Genomic DNA, 14,878 nt, shown 5'->3' on the forward strand with positions numbered 1-14,878 from the left:
AAAATGATACCTTAAACACAGAATTGTAATCACAATTATAATAAACTGGAGAATCTGGAAAATCACTAGCCAAATTTTATCTCTCTGAATTTTATTTATAAAACTTCCATAAAAAACAGCAAGCAAATTTGGGATAAAACCAATTAGAGTAAATAGAGATAACTGTCCTGCCTCAATATGATATACACTTACTAACCCTATCGATAAAGCAATAAAGTAAAAACTATCTGCAATATTCCTAGACGATCTACCTAATATTAAATTTATAAAATTTTGGCTAAATTTTCTTAATATCATGCTTATAAACCTCAAAATTCATGCAATCGATTTGAATATAATCCGTTAAATTCAATAATCCTGTTAAAGTATCTAATACTTTATAAGATATGATTGATGCAGCCATATATGATATTGGAGAAATAACACTATACGGTATTCTACTATCCAAAACATGATCATCTGTTATCATAAAGTCCCTATAAAACTCCCTCAATGAAATAGTTTTGCCCGGAATAATATGTAGGTAGTTTATTACCGTAGATGCATATGAGCCAACAATAATAGGTCTCGTATATTTATGAGCTAAATCATCAAACCAGTAGTCTATCTCTATTCTAGGAGTATCTGCACAGCATAAAGCAATGTCAAAATTATAATCTTTAAAAATAGTTTCTAAGTCATTCTGACACTCTAACTTCCTATAAATAGTTGTCACATTTGAATCAGAAATCTCTTGAATATGCTGTTTTATTATGTCTATTTTTAGCTTACCAATATCAGATTTCTTAAAGGATGTTTGTCTAGTAAGATTTGACTCTTCCACAATGTCAAAATCTACTAATATGAAATTACCTATACCTAGACGAGCTAAAATTTCGACTGTTGTTGATCCAATACCCCCTACACCAACAATTAAAACTGTTGAATTTAATAATCTATCCTGATACTTACTAGGGTCTAAATTTTCTGACAAATCAACCCACTCAAAGAAATTAATATTTCGGGAATATTTGGAATTATCATATTGATTACTAGTCACTAATCCCATAGATATCATCGACTCAACAACTTGTTTTTCTCCATTAGACAACAATTTTATATCAATGTCATTATCTAATTTTTTTATTAAATTGATGTTCTCTTCATTAAAATCAATCTCCCTTACAAGAGAAGCATTACCAAAACCAAATTTTATTTTATCTTTAAATATATACGGTTGAAGAGTTCTCTTTATTCTCATTTAGATCCTCCTAATCAAAAACTATTAAAAGATAAACAACAAATAGGAGTTTGGAAAATATTTTCCTAAACTCCAAAATTATAAATACGAATACAACTCATTTATAATTTCTATCCATATAATAAATTAAAATACAAAAAACTTATCGACTTCTAAAATTCAGTTAAAATCTTAATAGCATGCAGATATTAACTTTTAAACATTATGAATATCATCATTCTTCACAATTATTAAGATTTAAGATTTTTTGTATAATATCCGTTGCATTTGCAGCAAAATATATATTAATTAGAATTTTTGTCGTATATGTTTATCTTGATTTCAATCCACTATATCTAATCCAAAGTTTATCTTTTCTATCCTATAGATTGCTATTATTTAACTAACGGCCACCTAAACGATGCCCTTGAAATGAATATGGTACAGCAGACATTGTTTCTCCTCCAATTATTTTTCTTTGTAAACCACTTATGCGACCTAGGATTTGCTTCAAGTACTTTACAAGAACACTATAACACGAAAATTGGCGTATTTGAGAAAATCGCATATTTGATATTTTTTCTTATAGAAATTTCTGATTTGCGATTTTGGTGGATTTGATTATTTCCCTGGTATAATAAAGTTACTACTAACAAGGAGGGATATAATGATGAAAAAAAGAAAAATCCAACTGATACTCCTGCTTATTTCGGAGTGGGTTATCGTCTTCCCGTTTCTAATCAATCGATAAGTTCTTTGTATTGCTGAAAACGCAATTCGAATAGAGCTGTTAATTGTGGATTTTCTAATACTTGCAGAGATTGGATAAAGTGTTCAATCTCTTTTTGATTGCTTCCTTTAGTTTGAAGAAAGACACTCATTTTCTTTAAAAATTGCCACGATACTTTCTCAAAAACATCGTACGGACGCAACATGCTCTCCAACTCGGCTTCGAAGATTGGGATGTATGAGAAAAGTTTTCGCTCCATGAGCTCTGATATAATATTCAGAAATCCACTTTTCATATACAGTCTATTATGTACCAACTCTTTAAATTCCTTGGATTTTTCAAGCAAAGAGGTTGATAAAAAGATTAGGTCTTGATTGCTCAAGAAGGGCATGGTATTACAAAAGAGATAGAGTTCAAACCAGGTCCAAGACTCAATAGCATAGAGATAAGTAGTCAAAAACTCCCTATCCTCCTCTGTTAGCAGATAGCTCTTATTTAAGGAATGAATAGCATTTTTAATCACAATGGCATTCAAACGACGATAGGTCTCTGCCATCTGTTCTTGCTCGACTTCCTCCAACAGTTGCTCTAAGCCAGCAATATCTTGATGGGCAAAGCGATCCACAACCCTTCTACCAATTCGCATATGTGGGGATTCTTGATAGTTGTTGAGCTTATGCCCAAACTCATCAAAATTCATATTGATTCCTTGAATAGCTAGAATTAACTTGTCCGCAGATAACATAGACTGCCCTAGTTCAAACTTAGACAACTGAGAAGCTGTTAGTCCAGCACAAGCCACATCTGACTGCTTGAGCTTTCTCGCCCAGCGCAATTCCTTGTAAAATTCTCCCAATTCCATTCTCTCAATCATCTTGCCACCTCCTAGCTTTTGCATATTATATCATTATTTCTATAGTTTTGTCAAAATATTCTGACACTTTGGTGATTAAAAAAGCCAGCCTTAAGCTGACTCCATTTTATTCCATCGTATCAAAAGCGAGACTTGGTTTGGCATTAAGATCCAAGCTTGCAAAGTTTTCTTTGTTCCACTCGCTGACGCTAGCATAGGCAATCATACCTGCATTGTCTCCGCAGAGGCGCAGAGGTGGAATGATGACCTTGACATCTGTGATTTCAGTTGCTAGGCGTTCTCTGAGACCTTTATTGGCTGCCACACCACCTGCTACGACTAAGGTTTTAACAGGGTATTTCTCCAAAGCCTTCTTAGTTTTTGCCATAAGAATATCCAAGACAGTTGCTTGGAAGGAAGCACACAAATCCTCTGTGGACAAGCTTTCTCCCTTTTGCTCGGCATTATGGTGAAGATTGATAAAGGCAGATTTCAAACCTGAGAATGAAAACTCCAGATTATCTTCCTTAATCATGGCACGAGGAAAATCATAAATATCCTGCCCCTGATGAGCCAACTCGTCAATCTCACGACCAGCAGGATAGGTCAAGCCCATGACACGGCCGACCTTATCATAGGCCTCGCCAACCGCGTCATCTCGCGTTTCTCCAACAATCTTGTAGTCACCAGCCTCGGAAACATAGACCAACTCCGTATGTCCACCGCTAACCAAGAGGGCTAGCAAGGGAAACTCCAAAGGCTCCACACTCTGAGCGGCCATGAGGTGGCCAGCCATGTGGTTAACGGGAATTAGCGGAAGTCCATGTGCCCAAGCAAAGGCCTTAGCAGCTGACAAGCCAACTAGCAAGGCTCCGACCAAGCCTGGTCCATAGGTAACCGCAACAGCTGTCACATCCTCTTCCGTAATCCCTGCTTCTGCTAGCGCCTCCTCGATGCAGGCTGTAATGACCTCGACATGGTGACGACTGGCTACTTCAGGCACTACGCCCCCAAAACGTTTGTGGCTCTCAATTTGACTGGCAATGACATTGGACAAGAGCTCATCGTCGTTTTTCAAGACGGCGACACTGGTCTCATCACAGGATGTCTCAAATGCTAAAATATATCTATCCTTCATCTATTTCTCTCTTCATGATGATGGCGTCCTCGACTGGGTCATAGTAGTAGGCCTTTCGCTCAGCGATAACCGCCATCTTTTCTTTCTTGTAAAATGCTTGCGCTCGATGATTTGACTTTCTGACTTCGAGGAAAATCTCCTTGTCTGTCGGCAATTGAGCAAACAAGGCTGACGCAATTCCCTGACCCTGATAGGCTCCTTTGACAGCGATTTGCAGGACTTCTACTTCAAAGAGAGTCTCCTGCACAGCTAGAAAGCCAATCACTTCTGCCCCATCATAAGCCAGAGCATACCAAGTCTGATCTTGAGCTAGGTCTGCTTGGATTTGTTCCAGCGTCCAAGGGCTGACTGGGTAAACAGCTGCCATGACAGCGTAGATGGCTTGAGCCAAGTCAGGTTGCTGTTGGATTCGTTTAATTTCTATCATAGGCGTTTAATGTAAGACTCGCCAGACTCGGTATGGTTCTTGAGCCAGTTTTCCTCAGCCTCGACACGCTTGAGGTAGTTAGGCACAAAGTCGTGCAAGGAGTCTGCTTCCTTGTCCCAAGCCAAAAGAGCTAGATTGGCTGCATTAGGCAAGGTTTCTTTGTAATTAGTCCTTGGTAAATGTTCTTGAATCTGCTCAACAAAGGGGCCAACTTCTCCGACAAAGGTTACCTGACTAGCCCCCTTGATTAACTCAATCACTCGCTCAAAGGGCAGGTGTGCTTCTGGCATGACAGGTTTGGCATTTTCATAAAATCCTGCGTAAACATTGTTGCGACGCGCATCCATCAAAGGAACGAACAAGCCTTCTTGTTGATATGGCACCAAAGCCAAGAGGCTAGACATACCAACCAACTCGATGTTCAGAGTGTGAGCTAAGGCTTTGGCAGTTGCCACCGCAATTCGCAAGCCTGTGTAGCTACCTGGCCCTTCCGCCACCACGATTCGGTCCAAATCCTTGGGCGTCCAATCCAAACTTGCCATCAAAAAATCAATGGCAGGCATGAGGGTAATACTGTGATTTTTCTTGATATTAATCGTCGTCTCGGCAAGAACCTGCTTGTCCTCTAAAATAGCGAGAGAAAGAGCCTTGCTGGACGTATCAAAAGCTAATACTTTCATAACACATTCCTATCTTTTTATCTGCTTACTATTATACTACAAAAGCTGGCACATGGGAATTTTCTTTATCCCCAAACAAAAATGCCTATACTTAGCCCAAAAACAATTCGCAAATAAAATTCAAAAAAATGCTCACTTTTCCTTTTCTTTTACGAATATAAAAGTGAACAAGAAAAAAGGAGGAAAGTTCAATGACAAATTTTGACGTTCTTGACAATCAATTTTTATCCTTATCTGAAAATGAATTATCAGATATTGATGGCGGTCTCGCTCCCTTGGTTATATTTGGAGTAGCAGTATCTTGGAAAGCTATTGCAGGTGGAACAGCACTTATAGGTTCTGGTTTGGCAGCTGGTTATTTTTTAGGAGGAGATTAATATGATGAAAGATTTGAACAACTATTGTGAAATTTCTAATAAGGAATTGCAAGAAATAAAGGGTGGCTTTGGTGTAGGTGTTGGTATCGCTTTATTTATGGCAGGTTATACCATTGGAAAAGACCTTCGTAAAAAGTTTGGTAAGTCATGCTAGATAAGAAACACATTTTTAGAAGGATAAATTTTATTGTCTTCATCTCTTACAGTTTTCTCAGCATTCTCAATGATTTAAACATGACTACTATCCCTTTACCAATTGATCTATCTGTTTGTATTGTTTTATTTTTATGCTTCAACTCTATTTTTGAGCAGAACAATGACTCCCATAAAAATAATAAGCTCTGAAAATTCCACTGTCATGTCATTTTAGAAAAATGCAAAGATCACCTCATCTTGATAGATGGGGTGGAATTTTTCGTATCGTAAATCTACTATCTCTATATCCCCAAACAAAAATGCCCCAGCATAAGCAGGGCATCTAGGCATTTAATCCAAAGTAAAATACAAACCAAACGACATAGGTTACGAGGAGGAGAAAAAGCGAGTAGAGAGTCACAAAGGTAATTTTCCACAAGAACTTGGTTTGTCGTCGTTCCAGTTTGGCAAATAGAAGATTCCCCGCATAAACGCAAGCAACAAAAACAATAAAAGCTACCAAGCGAGCTCCGATAGCAAAAGCAAATAAGTTATACATAGGACAACCTCCTTGACTTAAAAACTATATGGAATTATGACAAGCAATAAATTTCACTTCCGTTATCAATATAACACATTTTCTTTATTTTTGCAAGCGCTTACCAAAGAAATCACCCCATGACTTTCTCGTTTCCGTCTTTTACTAATTTTTCATTTTGTGGTATAATTGAAATAATTGTAACGAATCAAGGTCAATCTAGACACAAAATGGAATGAAATCAAGCAAATCTATGCTAAAAGTTTGGAATAAGCTGACCTGTAAAATAGAAAGGAACTATATGATTTACAAAGTTTTTTATCAAGAAACAAAAGAACGTAGCCCACGTCGTGAAACAACACGCGCACTTTACCTAGACATCGATGCCAGCTCAGAACTTGAGGGTCGTATCGCTGCTCGCCAACTTGTCGAAGAAAATCGCCCAGAGTACAATATCGAGTATATCGAACTCTTGTCTGACAAATTGCTAGATTACGAAAAAGAAACTGGCGCCTTCGAAATTACGGAGTTCTAATATGGCCTACACTCTTAAACCTGAAGAAGTCGGCGTTTTTGCCATCGGTGGTCTGGGAGAAATCGGGAAAAATACATACGGGATTGAATACCAAGACGAGATTATCATCGTCGATGCTGGGATTAAATTCCCAGAAGATGACTTGCTTGGTATCGACTATGTCATTCCTGACTACTCTTACATCGTGGACAATATCGACCGCGTCAAGGCTGTTCTGATTACGCACGGACACGAGGACCACATCGGTGGGATTCCTTTCCTGCTCAAGCAAGCAAATGTCCCTATCTATGCTGGTCCACTTGCCTTGGCTTTGATCCGTGGGAAACTCGAAGAACACGGCCTCTTGCGCAACGCCAAACTTTACGAAATCAACCACAATACTGAGTTAACCTTTAAAAACCTCAAGGCAACTTTCTTTAGAACGACTCACTCTATTCCAGAGCCTTTGGGAATTGTCATTCATACTCCTCAAGGGAAAATTGTCTGTACGGGTGACTTCAAGTTTGACTTAACACCAGTTGGTGAACCTGCGGACTTGCACCGTATGGCAGCCCTTGGTGAAGAAGGCGTGCTCTGTCTCCTGTCTGACTCAACAAATGCGGAAGTGCCAACCTTTACCAACTCTGAAAAAGTCGTTGGTCAGTCCATCATGAAGATTATCCAAGGTATTGAAGGACGTATCATCTTTGCATCCTTTGCCTCAAATATCTTCCGTCTCCAGCAAGCAACAGAAGCTGCTGTTAAGACTGGACGCAAGATTGCGGTCTTTGGTCGTTCCATGGAAAAGGCCATTGTCAACGGAATCGATCTTGGCTACATCAAAGCTCCTAAGGGAACCTTTATCGAGCCAAATGAAATCAAAGACTACCCTGCAGGAGAAATTCTGATCCTTTGTACAGGTAGTCAGGGTGAGCCGATGGCAGCCCTCTCTCGTATCGCCAACGGAACCCACCGTCAGGTACAACTCCAACCAGGTGATACCGTTATCTTCTCTTCAAGTCCAATCCCTGGAAATACGACTAGCGTCAACAAGCTGATCAACATCATTTCTGAAGCTGGTGTCGAAGTTATCCACGGTAAAGTGAACAATATCCATACATCTGGACACGGTGGCCAGCAAGAGCAAAAACTCATGCTCCGCTTGATTAAGCCAAAATACTTCATGCCTGTCCACGGTGAATACCGCATGCAAAAAGTCCACGCTGGACTAGCAGTGGATACTGGTGTTGAGAAGGACAATATCTTTATCATGAGCAATGGTGATGTGCTTGCCCTCACCGCAGATTCTGCTCGTATCGCAGGTCATTTCAACGCCCAAGACATCTATGTAGATGGAAATCGTATCGGTGAAATCGGTGCTGCTGTCCTCAAAGACCGTCGTGATCTATCTGAAGATGGTGTCGTTCTGGCAGTCGCAACTGTTGACTTCAAATCGCAGATGATTCTGTCTGGTCCAGACATCCTCAGCCGAGGCTTTGTCTACATGAGAGAGTCTGGAGACTTGATTCGCCAAAGCCAGCGTATCCTCTTCAATGCCATTCGTATCGCACTGAAAAATAAGGATGCTAGCGTTCAATCTGTCAATGGTGCCATTGTCAACGCTATTCGCCCCTTCCTTTATGAAAATACAGAACGTGAACCGATCATTATCCCTATGATTCTCACACCAGATGAAGAATAATACTCTTCGAAAATCTCTTCAAACCACGTCAGCTTCGCCTTGCCGTACTCAAGTACAGCCTTCGGCTAACTTCCTAGTTTGCTCTTTGATTTTCATTGAGTACAAGTCAACAAAACAGCCCCGATTTTTCGGAGCTGTTTTTCTCTATGCTTTCTTTTCTTGATTTTTAGAAATACTACGATTTTTACCTTCAAGATACACCATCAAAATAGAAATATCTGCTGGATTTACTCCCGAAATACGGCTGGCTTGGCCGATGGTTTCTGGATTGATAAGTTTGAACTTCTGACGGGCTTCGGTTGCGATAGAATCAATGTCATCCCAGTCGATATTGGCTGGAATGCGTTTTTCTTCCATGCGTTTCATCTTGGCAACCTGGTCCATGGCTTTGGAAATATAGCCTTCGTACTTGATTTCTGTTTCAATCAATTCGATAATCTTGTCATCCAAGTCCTCTGCAGCTGGTCCGATAAAAGCCACCACATCTTGGTAAGACACTTCTGGACGGCGAAGGAATTCCTTGGCTGTCACTGCATCGGTCAACGGCTTAAAGCCCATCTCCTCAACCTTGGCATTGGTTTCCTTGACTGGCTTGAGTTTGATGCTGTCTAGGCGTTTCATCTCATTTTCAAATTGATTTTTCTTGATTTCAAAACGAGCCCAGCGTTCATCATCCACAAGACCAATCTCGCGTCCCATCTCCGTCAAACGCATATCAGCATTGTCATGACGGAGGATAAGACGGTATTCAGCACGACTGGTCAAAAGGCGATAAGGCTCAATCGTTCCCTTGGTCACCAAGTCATCAATCATCACCCCGATATAACCGTCACTGCGCTTCAAAATCAATTCAGGCTTGCCTTGGATTTTCAGAGCCGCATTGATCCCAGCGATAATCCCTTGGCCTGCTGCCTCTTCGTAACCTGACGTTCCATTAGTCTGACCAGCAGTGAAAAGTCCGGAGATTTTCTTGGTTTCCAGAGTCGCACGCAACTGGTGAGGCAAGACCATATCATACTCAATGGCATAACCTGTCCGCATCATCTCTGCATTTTCCAAACCTTTGATAGAATGAACCAAGTCACGTTGGACATCCTCAGGCAGACTGGTTGAAAGTCCTTGGACATAGACTTCCTCTGTATTGCGCCCTTCTGGCTCAAGGAAGAGTTGGTGGCGTTCCTTGTCCGCAAAGCGCACAATCTTGTCCTCAATCGATGGACAGTAACGAGGCCCCACTCCCTTGACCACACCTGTAAACATAGGCGCACGGTGGAGGTTATTTTGGATAATTTCATGACTGGTACCATTGGTATAGGTCAACCAGCATGGCACCTGATCCTTGACATAATCCTCATCACGTGAAGTGTATGAGAAGTGATTAGGCGCTTCATCTCCTGGTTGGATTTCTGTCACATCGTAGTTGATTGAAGAAGCCTTGACACGTGGAGGGGTTCCTGTCTTGAAACGACCGATTTCGAGACCCAATTCCTTGAGATTGTCAGCAAGGTTAATAGATGCTAGGCTGTGGTTAGGACCTGATGAGTACTTGAGGTCTCCGATGATAATTTCCCCACGAAGGGCTGTCCCTGTCGTCACGATAACGGCCTTGGCAGCATACTCTTGATGGGTCGCCGTACGCACACCGACAACCTTGCCAGCTTCCACCAAAATCTCATCAATCATGGTCTGACGAAGGGTCAGATTTTCTTGATTTTCAACCGTCTTGCGCATCTCCTTAGAGTAAAGCTCCTTGTCAGCCTGCGCACGAAGGGCACGGACAGCTGGACCTTTCCCAGTGTTGAGCATCTTCATCTGGATGTAAGTCTTGTCAATGGTCTTGGCCATCTCGCCACCGAGGGCATCAACTTCACGCACGACAATTCCCTTGGCAGACCCACCGATAGAGGGGTTACAAGGCATGAAAGCCAGCATTTCAATGTTGATAGTCGCAAGCAAGACCTTACAGCCCATACGGCTAGCGGCCAAGGAAGCCTCGACCCCAGCGTGTCCCGCACCAATTACAATAATATCGTATTCTTCAGTAAAATGATAAGTCATATTTCTCTCCTATTCCTCAAGATGAATGTGTCTTAGTTGGCCGTCCCAATCTGGTAGGGCTGTTTTTAGAAAGGCTGGAACTAGCTGGATATTCTGGAGCTTATCCAAATCAATCCATTCGCAAGGTTGCGTCTTCTCATCTTCCTGCATAGTCAATGGGGCATCGTCAAGCAAATTCACTAGATAATGAAACTCGATATTGTGATAGGAAACACCGTCCTGTTCAAAACGATTTTCAACCACGAAAGCTAGCTGCCCAGCTTGAGCTTTGACACCCAGTTCTTCCCTCACTTCACGGACTACCGCGTCTTCCGTGCTTTCATTGACTTGAATCGCACCGCCAATTGTGTAATACTTGCCCTTTTCTTTGGTAACTAGGAGCTTGCGATTTTGGACAATCAAGGCTGTCGCCCGAACACCAAAAACCGTATTTTCTACTTTTGTCCGAAAGTCTTGTTGAGTCATTCTTGTCCTTTCCCTTAAACGACACAAAAACAGTCAAAACTCCAAAGAAGTGCAGGACAAAAAAGCCTGCAACATCCATGAGCTTTGACCATCATTTCTATTGCTGTTATTATTGTAGCAGATTGAGAAAATTTGTCAATCTAAATGTACTGACAAACTTGTCCATCTCGATAAGCATTGTCAATCAAGCCACCACCTAGACACTCTTCGCCATCGTAAAAGACAACTGCCTGTCCTGGTGTAATCGCGCGTTGCGGTTCTGCAAAGACGACCTCTGCCTTGTCTCCTTTGACATGGACGGTCACCTTCGAATCAGGTTGACGGTAGCGGAATTTAGCCGTACATTCAAGCGTAAACTCCTCTGGCATGTCACGAGTAAAGTGGACTTGGATAGCCTCTAGGCTGGTTGACATGAGCGAATCATGGTAGAATCCTTGACCGACATAAAGGATATTCTTGCTCAGGTCTTTTCCGACAACGAACCAAGGAGCATTGTCTCCGCCGTGTTGTCCACCGATACCGAGACCTCCACGCTGACCAATCGTATAATACATAAGACCTGCATGCTCGCCCATATCGCGACCATCCACAGTCATCATGCGACCAGGCTGAGCTGGTAGGTAGTTGCTAAGGAAGTTTTTAAAGTTCTTTTCTCCGATAAAACAAATCCCTGTCGAATCTTTCTTCTTAGCAGTCGCAAGTCCTGCTTCTTCTGCTAGTCTGCGAACTTCAGGCTTTTCCAAATGTCCTAGTGGGAACATGGTTTTTTGAAGTTGTTCTTGCGAAAGCTGGCTGAGGAAATAGGTCTGGTCCTTGCCATTGTCCACGCCACGAAGCATATGAACAGTACCATCTTCATCACGCGCTACTCGGGCATAGTGCCCAGTCGCTACATAGTCTGCCCCCAAGGTCATGGCATAGTCCAAAAAGGCCTTAAACTTGATTTCCTTGTTACACATAACATCTGGGTTTGGCGTGCGCCCTGCACGGTATTCCGCTAGGAAATACTCAAAGACGCGGTCCCAGTACTCTTTTTCAAAATTAACAGAGTAGTAAGGAATACCAATCTGGTCTGCCACCGCAGCCACATCCTTGTAATCTTCGGTCGCCGTACAGACGCCGTTTTCATCTGTGTCATCCCAGTTCTTCATGAAGATACCGATCACATCGTAGCCCTGCTCCTTGAGAAGAAGAGCCGTCACCGACGAATCAACACCACCACTCATCCCCACAACAACACGTGTTTTAGAGTTATCACTCATGGTAAGTCTCCCATCTATTCGTTTATTCACGATTGAAGGTCGTGTGTGCTTCAACGATTGAAGGTCGCTTGAGCAGTATTCATTATAACATGCTTGGTTGGAGAAGACAAGAAAGAGGCTGTCAATCGACCAACCTCTTATTCTGAACCTATCAATCTAGCACTTTTTAGCTTCATTCGCTTTCTTAGCAACTGCAATTTGGTATTTCACTTGGTCAAATCCTGTACCTCCCAAGGAATTTCGTCTTTGAACAGCAGTTTTAGGTTGCAAGTAGACATAAATATCCTCGGCAATGAGGGAATGATAGGTTTGCAATTCCTCCAAAGTCCAATCTTGAATATTTTTAGCAGACTTGATAGAGTCTAACACTAATCTTCCCACAACCTCATGAGCTTCTCTAAATGGCAAACCTTTCCCTGCCAAATAATCTGCCAACTCAGTCGCATTTGAAAAATCCTTCTCTGTCGACTCTTGCATTTTTTCCTTGTTTACCTGCAAGCTGGATAACATACCTGCCAACACATCGAGGGAATTTAAAATCGTCTCGACCGTGTCAAACATCCCTTCCTTATCCTCTTGCAAATCCTTATTATAAGCTAAAGGTAAGGACTTCATGACTGTCAACAGTCCAAACAGATTCCCATAAACTCTACCAGTCTTTCCTCGAATCAACTCAGCCATATCTGGATTTTTCTTTTGGGGCATAATAGAGGAACCTGTTGTAAACGTATCCGACAAGGTAATGAATTGGTACTCAAAGCTACACCAATTGATCATTTCTTCACAAAAACGGCTCATATGCATCATGAGTATACTGGCATTGAATAGAAATTCTAAGATAAAATCGCGGTCACTAACAGCATCCAAAGAATTTGTATAAGGTTGCTTAAACTCCAGCAAATCGCTAGACAATTGGCGATCAATGGGGAAAGTCGTCCCTGCCAAAGCTGCCGCACCTAGAGGGCATAAGTCTGTATGCTTCTGGTTAAATTCAAAACGTTCACTGTCTCTTTGAAACATATTGTAGTAAGCCATCAGGTGGTGGGCAAAACTAATAGGCTGGGCATGTTGCAGATGGGTATAGCCCGGCATGATCGTCTCCACATGATTTTCCGCCAAGTCTAATAAAACACCCTTGAGATGAGCCAGTTTATCTAGGACATGACCTAGTTGGTCCTTGAGATACAAGTGCATATCTGTCGCAACTTGGTCATTTCGAGAACGAGCTGTATGTAGCTTCCCTGCAAGGGGACCAATTTTTTCTGTCAGCAACACTTCCATATTCATATGAATATCTTCGTTTGCGATATCAAAGTCAAGTTGGCCTGCCTCTAGCTCTTCTAAAAGCTCTTTCAAGCCTTCTTGAATCTTTTCTGACTCCTTCAAACTCAAAATGCCCGTCTGACCCAACATCTGAACGTGGGCTAAAGAACCAATCAAGTCAAATTTAGCTAATTTCTGGTCAAAAGATATACTCGCACCAAAGCGCTCTACCCAGTCTTCGACAGTACCTTCAAAGCGACCACCCCATAATTTTGTATTCTTAACCATATCACATTCACCTCTCTAGTCAATCGCCCTATTTAGCGCTTTTTTGAACCTCAGAATGAACCTTGGTTGGAAGTCCCCACAACTTAATAAAGCCAACAGCTGCATCTTGGTCAAAGGTATCCGCACTGGTATACGTCGCCAAATTTTCATCGTAAAGTGAATTTGGTGATTTCCGAGCCACGACCTGAGCACTTCCCTTATACAGTTTGACTTTTGCAGTCCCATTGACAACTTTTTGAGTCTCTTTAATATAAGCAATCAAGGCTTGCGTAGCTGGACTAAACCACAAAGCATTATAAATGAGATTTGATAATTCATTTTCTATGATTGGTTTAAAATGAGCCACTTCTCTCACAAGCGTCAAGTCCTCAATTTCCTTATGAGCTGTCAGTAGAGTCACTGCCCCTGGGCATTCATAGATCTCTCTTGATTTAATCCCAACCAAACGATTTTCCACGTGGTCAATCCGTCCGACCCCATGTTTTCCAGCTATTTCATTGAGTTTTTGAATTAAATCTGCCAATTTTAGCTCTTCTCCATTGAGGGAAACTGGAACACCTTCACTAAACTCAATCTCAATGTATTCTGGCGTATCTGGAGCTTGCTCTGGAGAAGTTGTGATACCAAAGGCTTCTTCTGGAGCCTGATTCCATGGATTTTCCAAAATACCACACTCATTGGCACGTCCCCAAAGGTTTTGGTCAACAGAGTAAGGATTGTCAAGGTCAGCAGGAACAGGCACCCCATTTTCCTTGGCATAATGAATTTCTTCCTCCCGAGACCATTTCCATTCACGAACTGGCGCAATCACTTTTAAATTGGGATCCAAGGCTGCAATCGATACTTCAAAACGCACTTGGTCATTCCCCTTACCTGTACAACCATGAGCAATTGTAGTCGCTCCTGTCTGATGCGCGATTTCAACCAATTTTTTAGAAATAAGAGGGCGGCTCAAGGCAGATACCAAGGGATACTTTTGTTCATAATAGGCATGTGACTGAAGAGCCACTAGCACATAATCTGTAGCAAATTCGTCCTTAACATCAATGACATAAGATTCGACTGCCCCAACCTTAAGAGCCTTATCATGGATGAAATCTAAGTCTTTCCCTTCACCCACATCCATACAAACTGCAACAACATCATAGTCTTTCTTTAGCCAGGTAATAGCAACTGATGTGTCCAAACCGCCAGAATAGGCCAAAATTACTTTTTCTTTACTCATGTTC

At 41.7% G+C, this 14,878-nt stretch carries 15 protein-coding genes; 4 read left to right on the top strand and 11 right to left on the bottom strand.

The window, feature by feature from the left end; translation table 11 throughout:
• Positions 1 to 277 precede the first annotated feature (277 nt).
• From AC6I9F_RS09365 to tsaB, 5 genes are all read right to left on the bottom strand, one after another.
• Complete coding sequence (locus tag AC6I9F_RS09365; protein WP_050271616.1) at positions 278 to 1,240, bottom strand: HesA/MoeB/ThiF family protein; 963 nt, start codon at positions 1,238 to 1,240, stop codon at positions 278 to 280.
• A 719-nt stretch (positions 1,241 to 1,959) separates the two neighbouring features.
• Positions 1,960 to 2,823: an XRE/MutR family transcriptional regulator gene (locus AC6I9F_RS09370; RefSeq protein WP_498021892.1), complete on the bottom strand. Its 864-nt coding sequence runs from the start codon at positions 2,821 to 2,823 to the stop codon at positions 1,960 to 1,962.
• A gap of 106 nt (positions 2,824 to 2,929) precedes the next feature.
• Positions 2,930 to 3,940, bottom strand: a complete 1,011-nt coding sequence (gene tsaD, locus AC6I9F_RS09375; protein WP_498021894.1) for a tRNA (adenosine(37)-N6)-threonylcarbamoyltransferase complex transferase subunit TsaD — start codon at positions 3,938 to 3,940, stop codon at positions 2,930 to 2,932.
• On the bottom strand, positions 3,930 to 4,367 hold the full coding sequence (gene rimI, locus AC6I9F_RS09380; protein WP_498021896.1) for a ribosomal protein S18-alanine N-acetyltransferase: 438 nt from the start codon (positions 4,365 to 4,367) through the stop codon (positions 3,930 to 3,932). The genes tsaD and rimI overlap by 11 nt, the downstream gene beginning before the upstream one ends.
• The gene (gene tsaB / locus AC6I9F_RS09385; RefSeq protein ID WP_498021897.1) at positions 4,364 to 5,047 is read right to left on the bottom strand and encodes a tRNA (adenosine(37)-N6)-threonylcarbamoyltransferase complex dimerization subunit type 1 TsaB; all 684 of its coding nucleotides are present in this window, start codon (positions 5,045 to 5,047) and stop codon (positions 4,364 to 4,366) included. The genes rimI and tsaB overlap by 4 nt, the downstream gene beginning before the upstream one ends.
• A gap of 191 nt (positions 5,048 to 5,238) precedes the next feature.
• Between tsaB and cibA the strand changes: the two genes are divergently transcribed.
• Together cibA and cibB are read left to right on the top strand one after the other, a co-directional pair.
• Complete coding sequence (gene cibA / locus AC6I9F_RS09390; RefSeq protein ID WP_000180841.1) at positions 5,239 to 5,424, top strand: fratricide two-peptide bacteriocin subunit CibA; 186 nt, start codon at positions 5,239 to 5,241, stop codon at positions 5,422 to 5,424.
• A gap of 1 nt (position 5,425) precedes the next feature.
• Positions 5,426 to 5,578: a fratricide two-peptide bacteriocin subunit CibB gene (gene cibB, locus AC6I9F_RS09395; RefSeq protein ID WP_000974044.1), complete on the top strand. Its 153-nt coding sequence runs from the start codon at positions 5,426 to 5,428 to the stop codon at positions 5,576 to 5,578.
• A 324-nt stretch (positions 5,579 to 5,902) separates the two neighbouring features.
• On the opposite strand, the gene AC6I9F_RS09400 is transcribed toward cibB, so the two are convergent.
• A complete protein-coding gene (locus AC6I9F_RS09400; protein ID WP_000282478.1) occupies positions 5,903 to 6,118 on the bottom strand; it encodes a hypothetical protein in 216 nt (71 codons plus the stop codon).
• 280 nt (positions 6,119 to 6,398) lie between these two features.
• Between AC6I9F_RS09400 and AC6I9F_RS09405 the strand changes: the two genes are divergently transcribed.
• On the top strand, positions 6,399 to 6,632 hold the full coding sequence (locus AC6I9F_RS09405; protein WP_000639572.1) for a DNA-dependent RNA polymerase subunit epsilon: 234 nt from the start codon (positions 6,399 to 6,401) through the stop codon (positions 6,630 to 6,632).
• Position 6,633: 1 nt separating this feature from the next.
• Positions 6,634 to 8,313, top strand: a complete 1,680-nt coding sequence (gene rnjA / locus AC6I9F_RS09410) for a ribonuclease J1 (RefSeq protein WP_049521946.1) — start codon at positions 6,634 to 6,636, stop codon at positions 8,311 to 8,313.
• A gap of 144 nt (positions 8,314 to 8,457) precedes the next feature.
• On the opposite strand, the gene mnmG is transcribed toward rnjA, so the two are convergent.
• The 5 genes from mnmG to AC6I9F_RS09435 form a co-directional block, all read right to left on the bottom strand.
• On the bottom strand, positions 8,458 to 10,371 hold the full coding sequence (gene mnmG, locus AC6I9F_RS09415; protein ID WP_498021900.1) for a tRNA uridine-5-carboxymethylaminomethyl(34) synthesis enzyme MnmG: 1,914 nt from the start codon (positions 10,369 to 10,371) through the stop codon (positions 8,458 to 8,460).
• Positions 10,372 to 10,380: 9 nt separating this feature from the next.
• A complete protein-coding gene (locus tag AC6I9F_RS09420) occupies positions 10,381 to 10,836 on the bottom strand; it encodes an NUDIX hydrolase (protein ID WP_498021902.1) in 456 nt (151 codons plus the stop codon).
• Positions 10,837 to 10,976: 140 nt separating this feature from the next.
• On the bottom strand, positions 10,977 to 12,098 hold the full coding sequence (mnmA, locus tag AC6I9F_RS09425; protein ID WP_498021904.1) for a tRNA 2-thiouridine(34) synthase MnmA: 1,122 nt from the start codon (positions 12,096 to 12,098) through the stop codon (positions 10,977 to 10,979).
• Positions 12,099 to 12,254: 156 nt separating this feature from the next.
• Complete coding sequence (argH, locus tag AC6I9F_RS09430; RefSeq protein ID WP_498021906.1) at positions 12,255 to 13,649, bottom strand: argininosuccinate lyase; 1,395 nt, start codon at positions 13,647 to 13,649, stop codon at positions 12,255 to 12,257.
• Positions 13,650 to 13,677: 28 nt separating this feature from the next.
• Positions 13,678 to 14,874, bottom strand: coding sequence for an argininosuccinate synthase (locus tag AC6I9F_RS09435; protein WP_301351394.1), 1,197 nt, complete (start codon positions 14,872 to 14,874; stop codon positions 13,678 to 13,680).
• Between the last annotated feature and the right edge of the window lie 4 nt (positions 14,875 to 14,878).

It is taken from the genome of Streptococcus nakanonensis (genome assembly GCF_059738785.1).

Excerpts from the sequence above, each read along its gene's own strand:
- AC6I9F_RS09405 (WP_000639572.1), top strand. The coding sequence starts at position 6,399 with ATGATTTACAAAGTTTTTTATCAAGAAACAAAAGAACGTAGCCCACGT.
- rimI (WP_498021896.1), bottom strand. The coding sequence starts at position 4,367 with ATGATAGAAATTAAACGAATCCAACAGCAACCTGACTTGGCTCAAGCC.
- mnmA (WP_498021904.1), bottom strand. The coding sequence starts at position 12,098 with ATGAGTGATAACTCTAAAACACGTGTTGTTGTGGGGATGAGTGGTGGT.
- AC6I9F_RS09400 (WP_000282478.1), bottom strand. The coding sequence starts at position 6,118 with ATGTATAACTTATTTGCTTTTGCTATCGGAGCTCGCTTGGTAGCTTTT.
- tsaB (WP_498021897.1), bottom strand. The coding sequence starts at position 5,047 with ATGAAAGTATTAGCTTTTGATACGTCCAGCAAGGCTCTTTCTCTCGCT.
- cibA (WP_000180841.1), top strand. The coding sequence starts at position 5,239 with ATGACAAATTTTGACGTTCTTGACAATCAATTTTTATCCTTATCTGAA.
- argH (WP_498021906.1), bottom strand. The coding sequence starts at position 13,649 with ATGGTTAAGAATACAAAATTATGGGGTGGTCGCTTTGAAGGTACTGTC.
- cibB (WP_000974044.1), top strand. The coding sequence starts at position 5,426 with ATGATGAAAGATTTGAACAACTATTGTGAAATTTCTAATAAGGAATTG.
- mnmG (WP_498021900.1), bottom strand. The coding sequence starts at position 10,371 with ATGACTTATCATTTTACTGAAGAATACGATATTATTGTAATTGGTGCG.
- AC6I9F_RS09365 (WP_050271616.1), bottom strand. The coding sequence starts at position 1,240 with ATGAGAATAAAGAGAACTCTTCAACCGTATATATTTAAAGATAAAATA.
- tsaD (WP_498021894.1), bottom strand. The coding sequence starts at position 3,940 with ATGAAGGATAGATATATTTTAGCATTTGAGACATCCTGTGATGAGACC.
- AC6I9F_RS09420 (WP_498021902.1), bottom strand. The coding sequence starts at position 10,836 with ATGACTCAACAAGACTTTCGGACAAAAGTAGAAAATACGGTTTTTGGT.
- AC6I9F_RS09435 (WP_301351394.1), bottom strand. The coding sequence starts at position 14,874 with ATGAGTAAAGAAAAAGTAATTTTGGCCTATTCTGGCGGTTTGGACACA.
- rnjA (WP_049521946.1), top strand. The coding sequence starts at position 6,634 with ATGGCCTACACTCTTAAACCTGAAGAAGTCGGCGTTTTTGCCATCGGT.
- AC6I9F_RS09370 (WP_498021892.1), bottom strand. The coding sequence starts at position 2,823 with ATGATTGAGAGAATGGAATTGGGAGAATTTTACAAGGAATTGCGCTGG.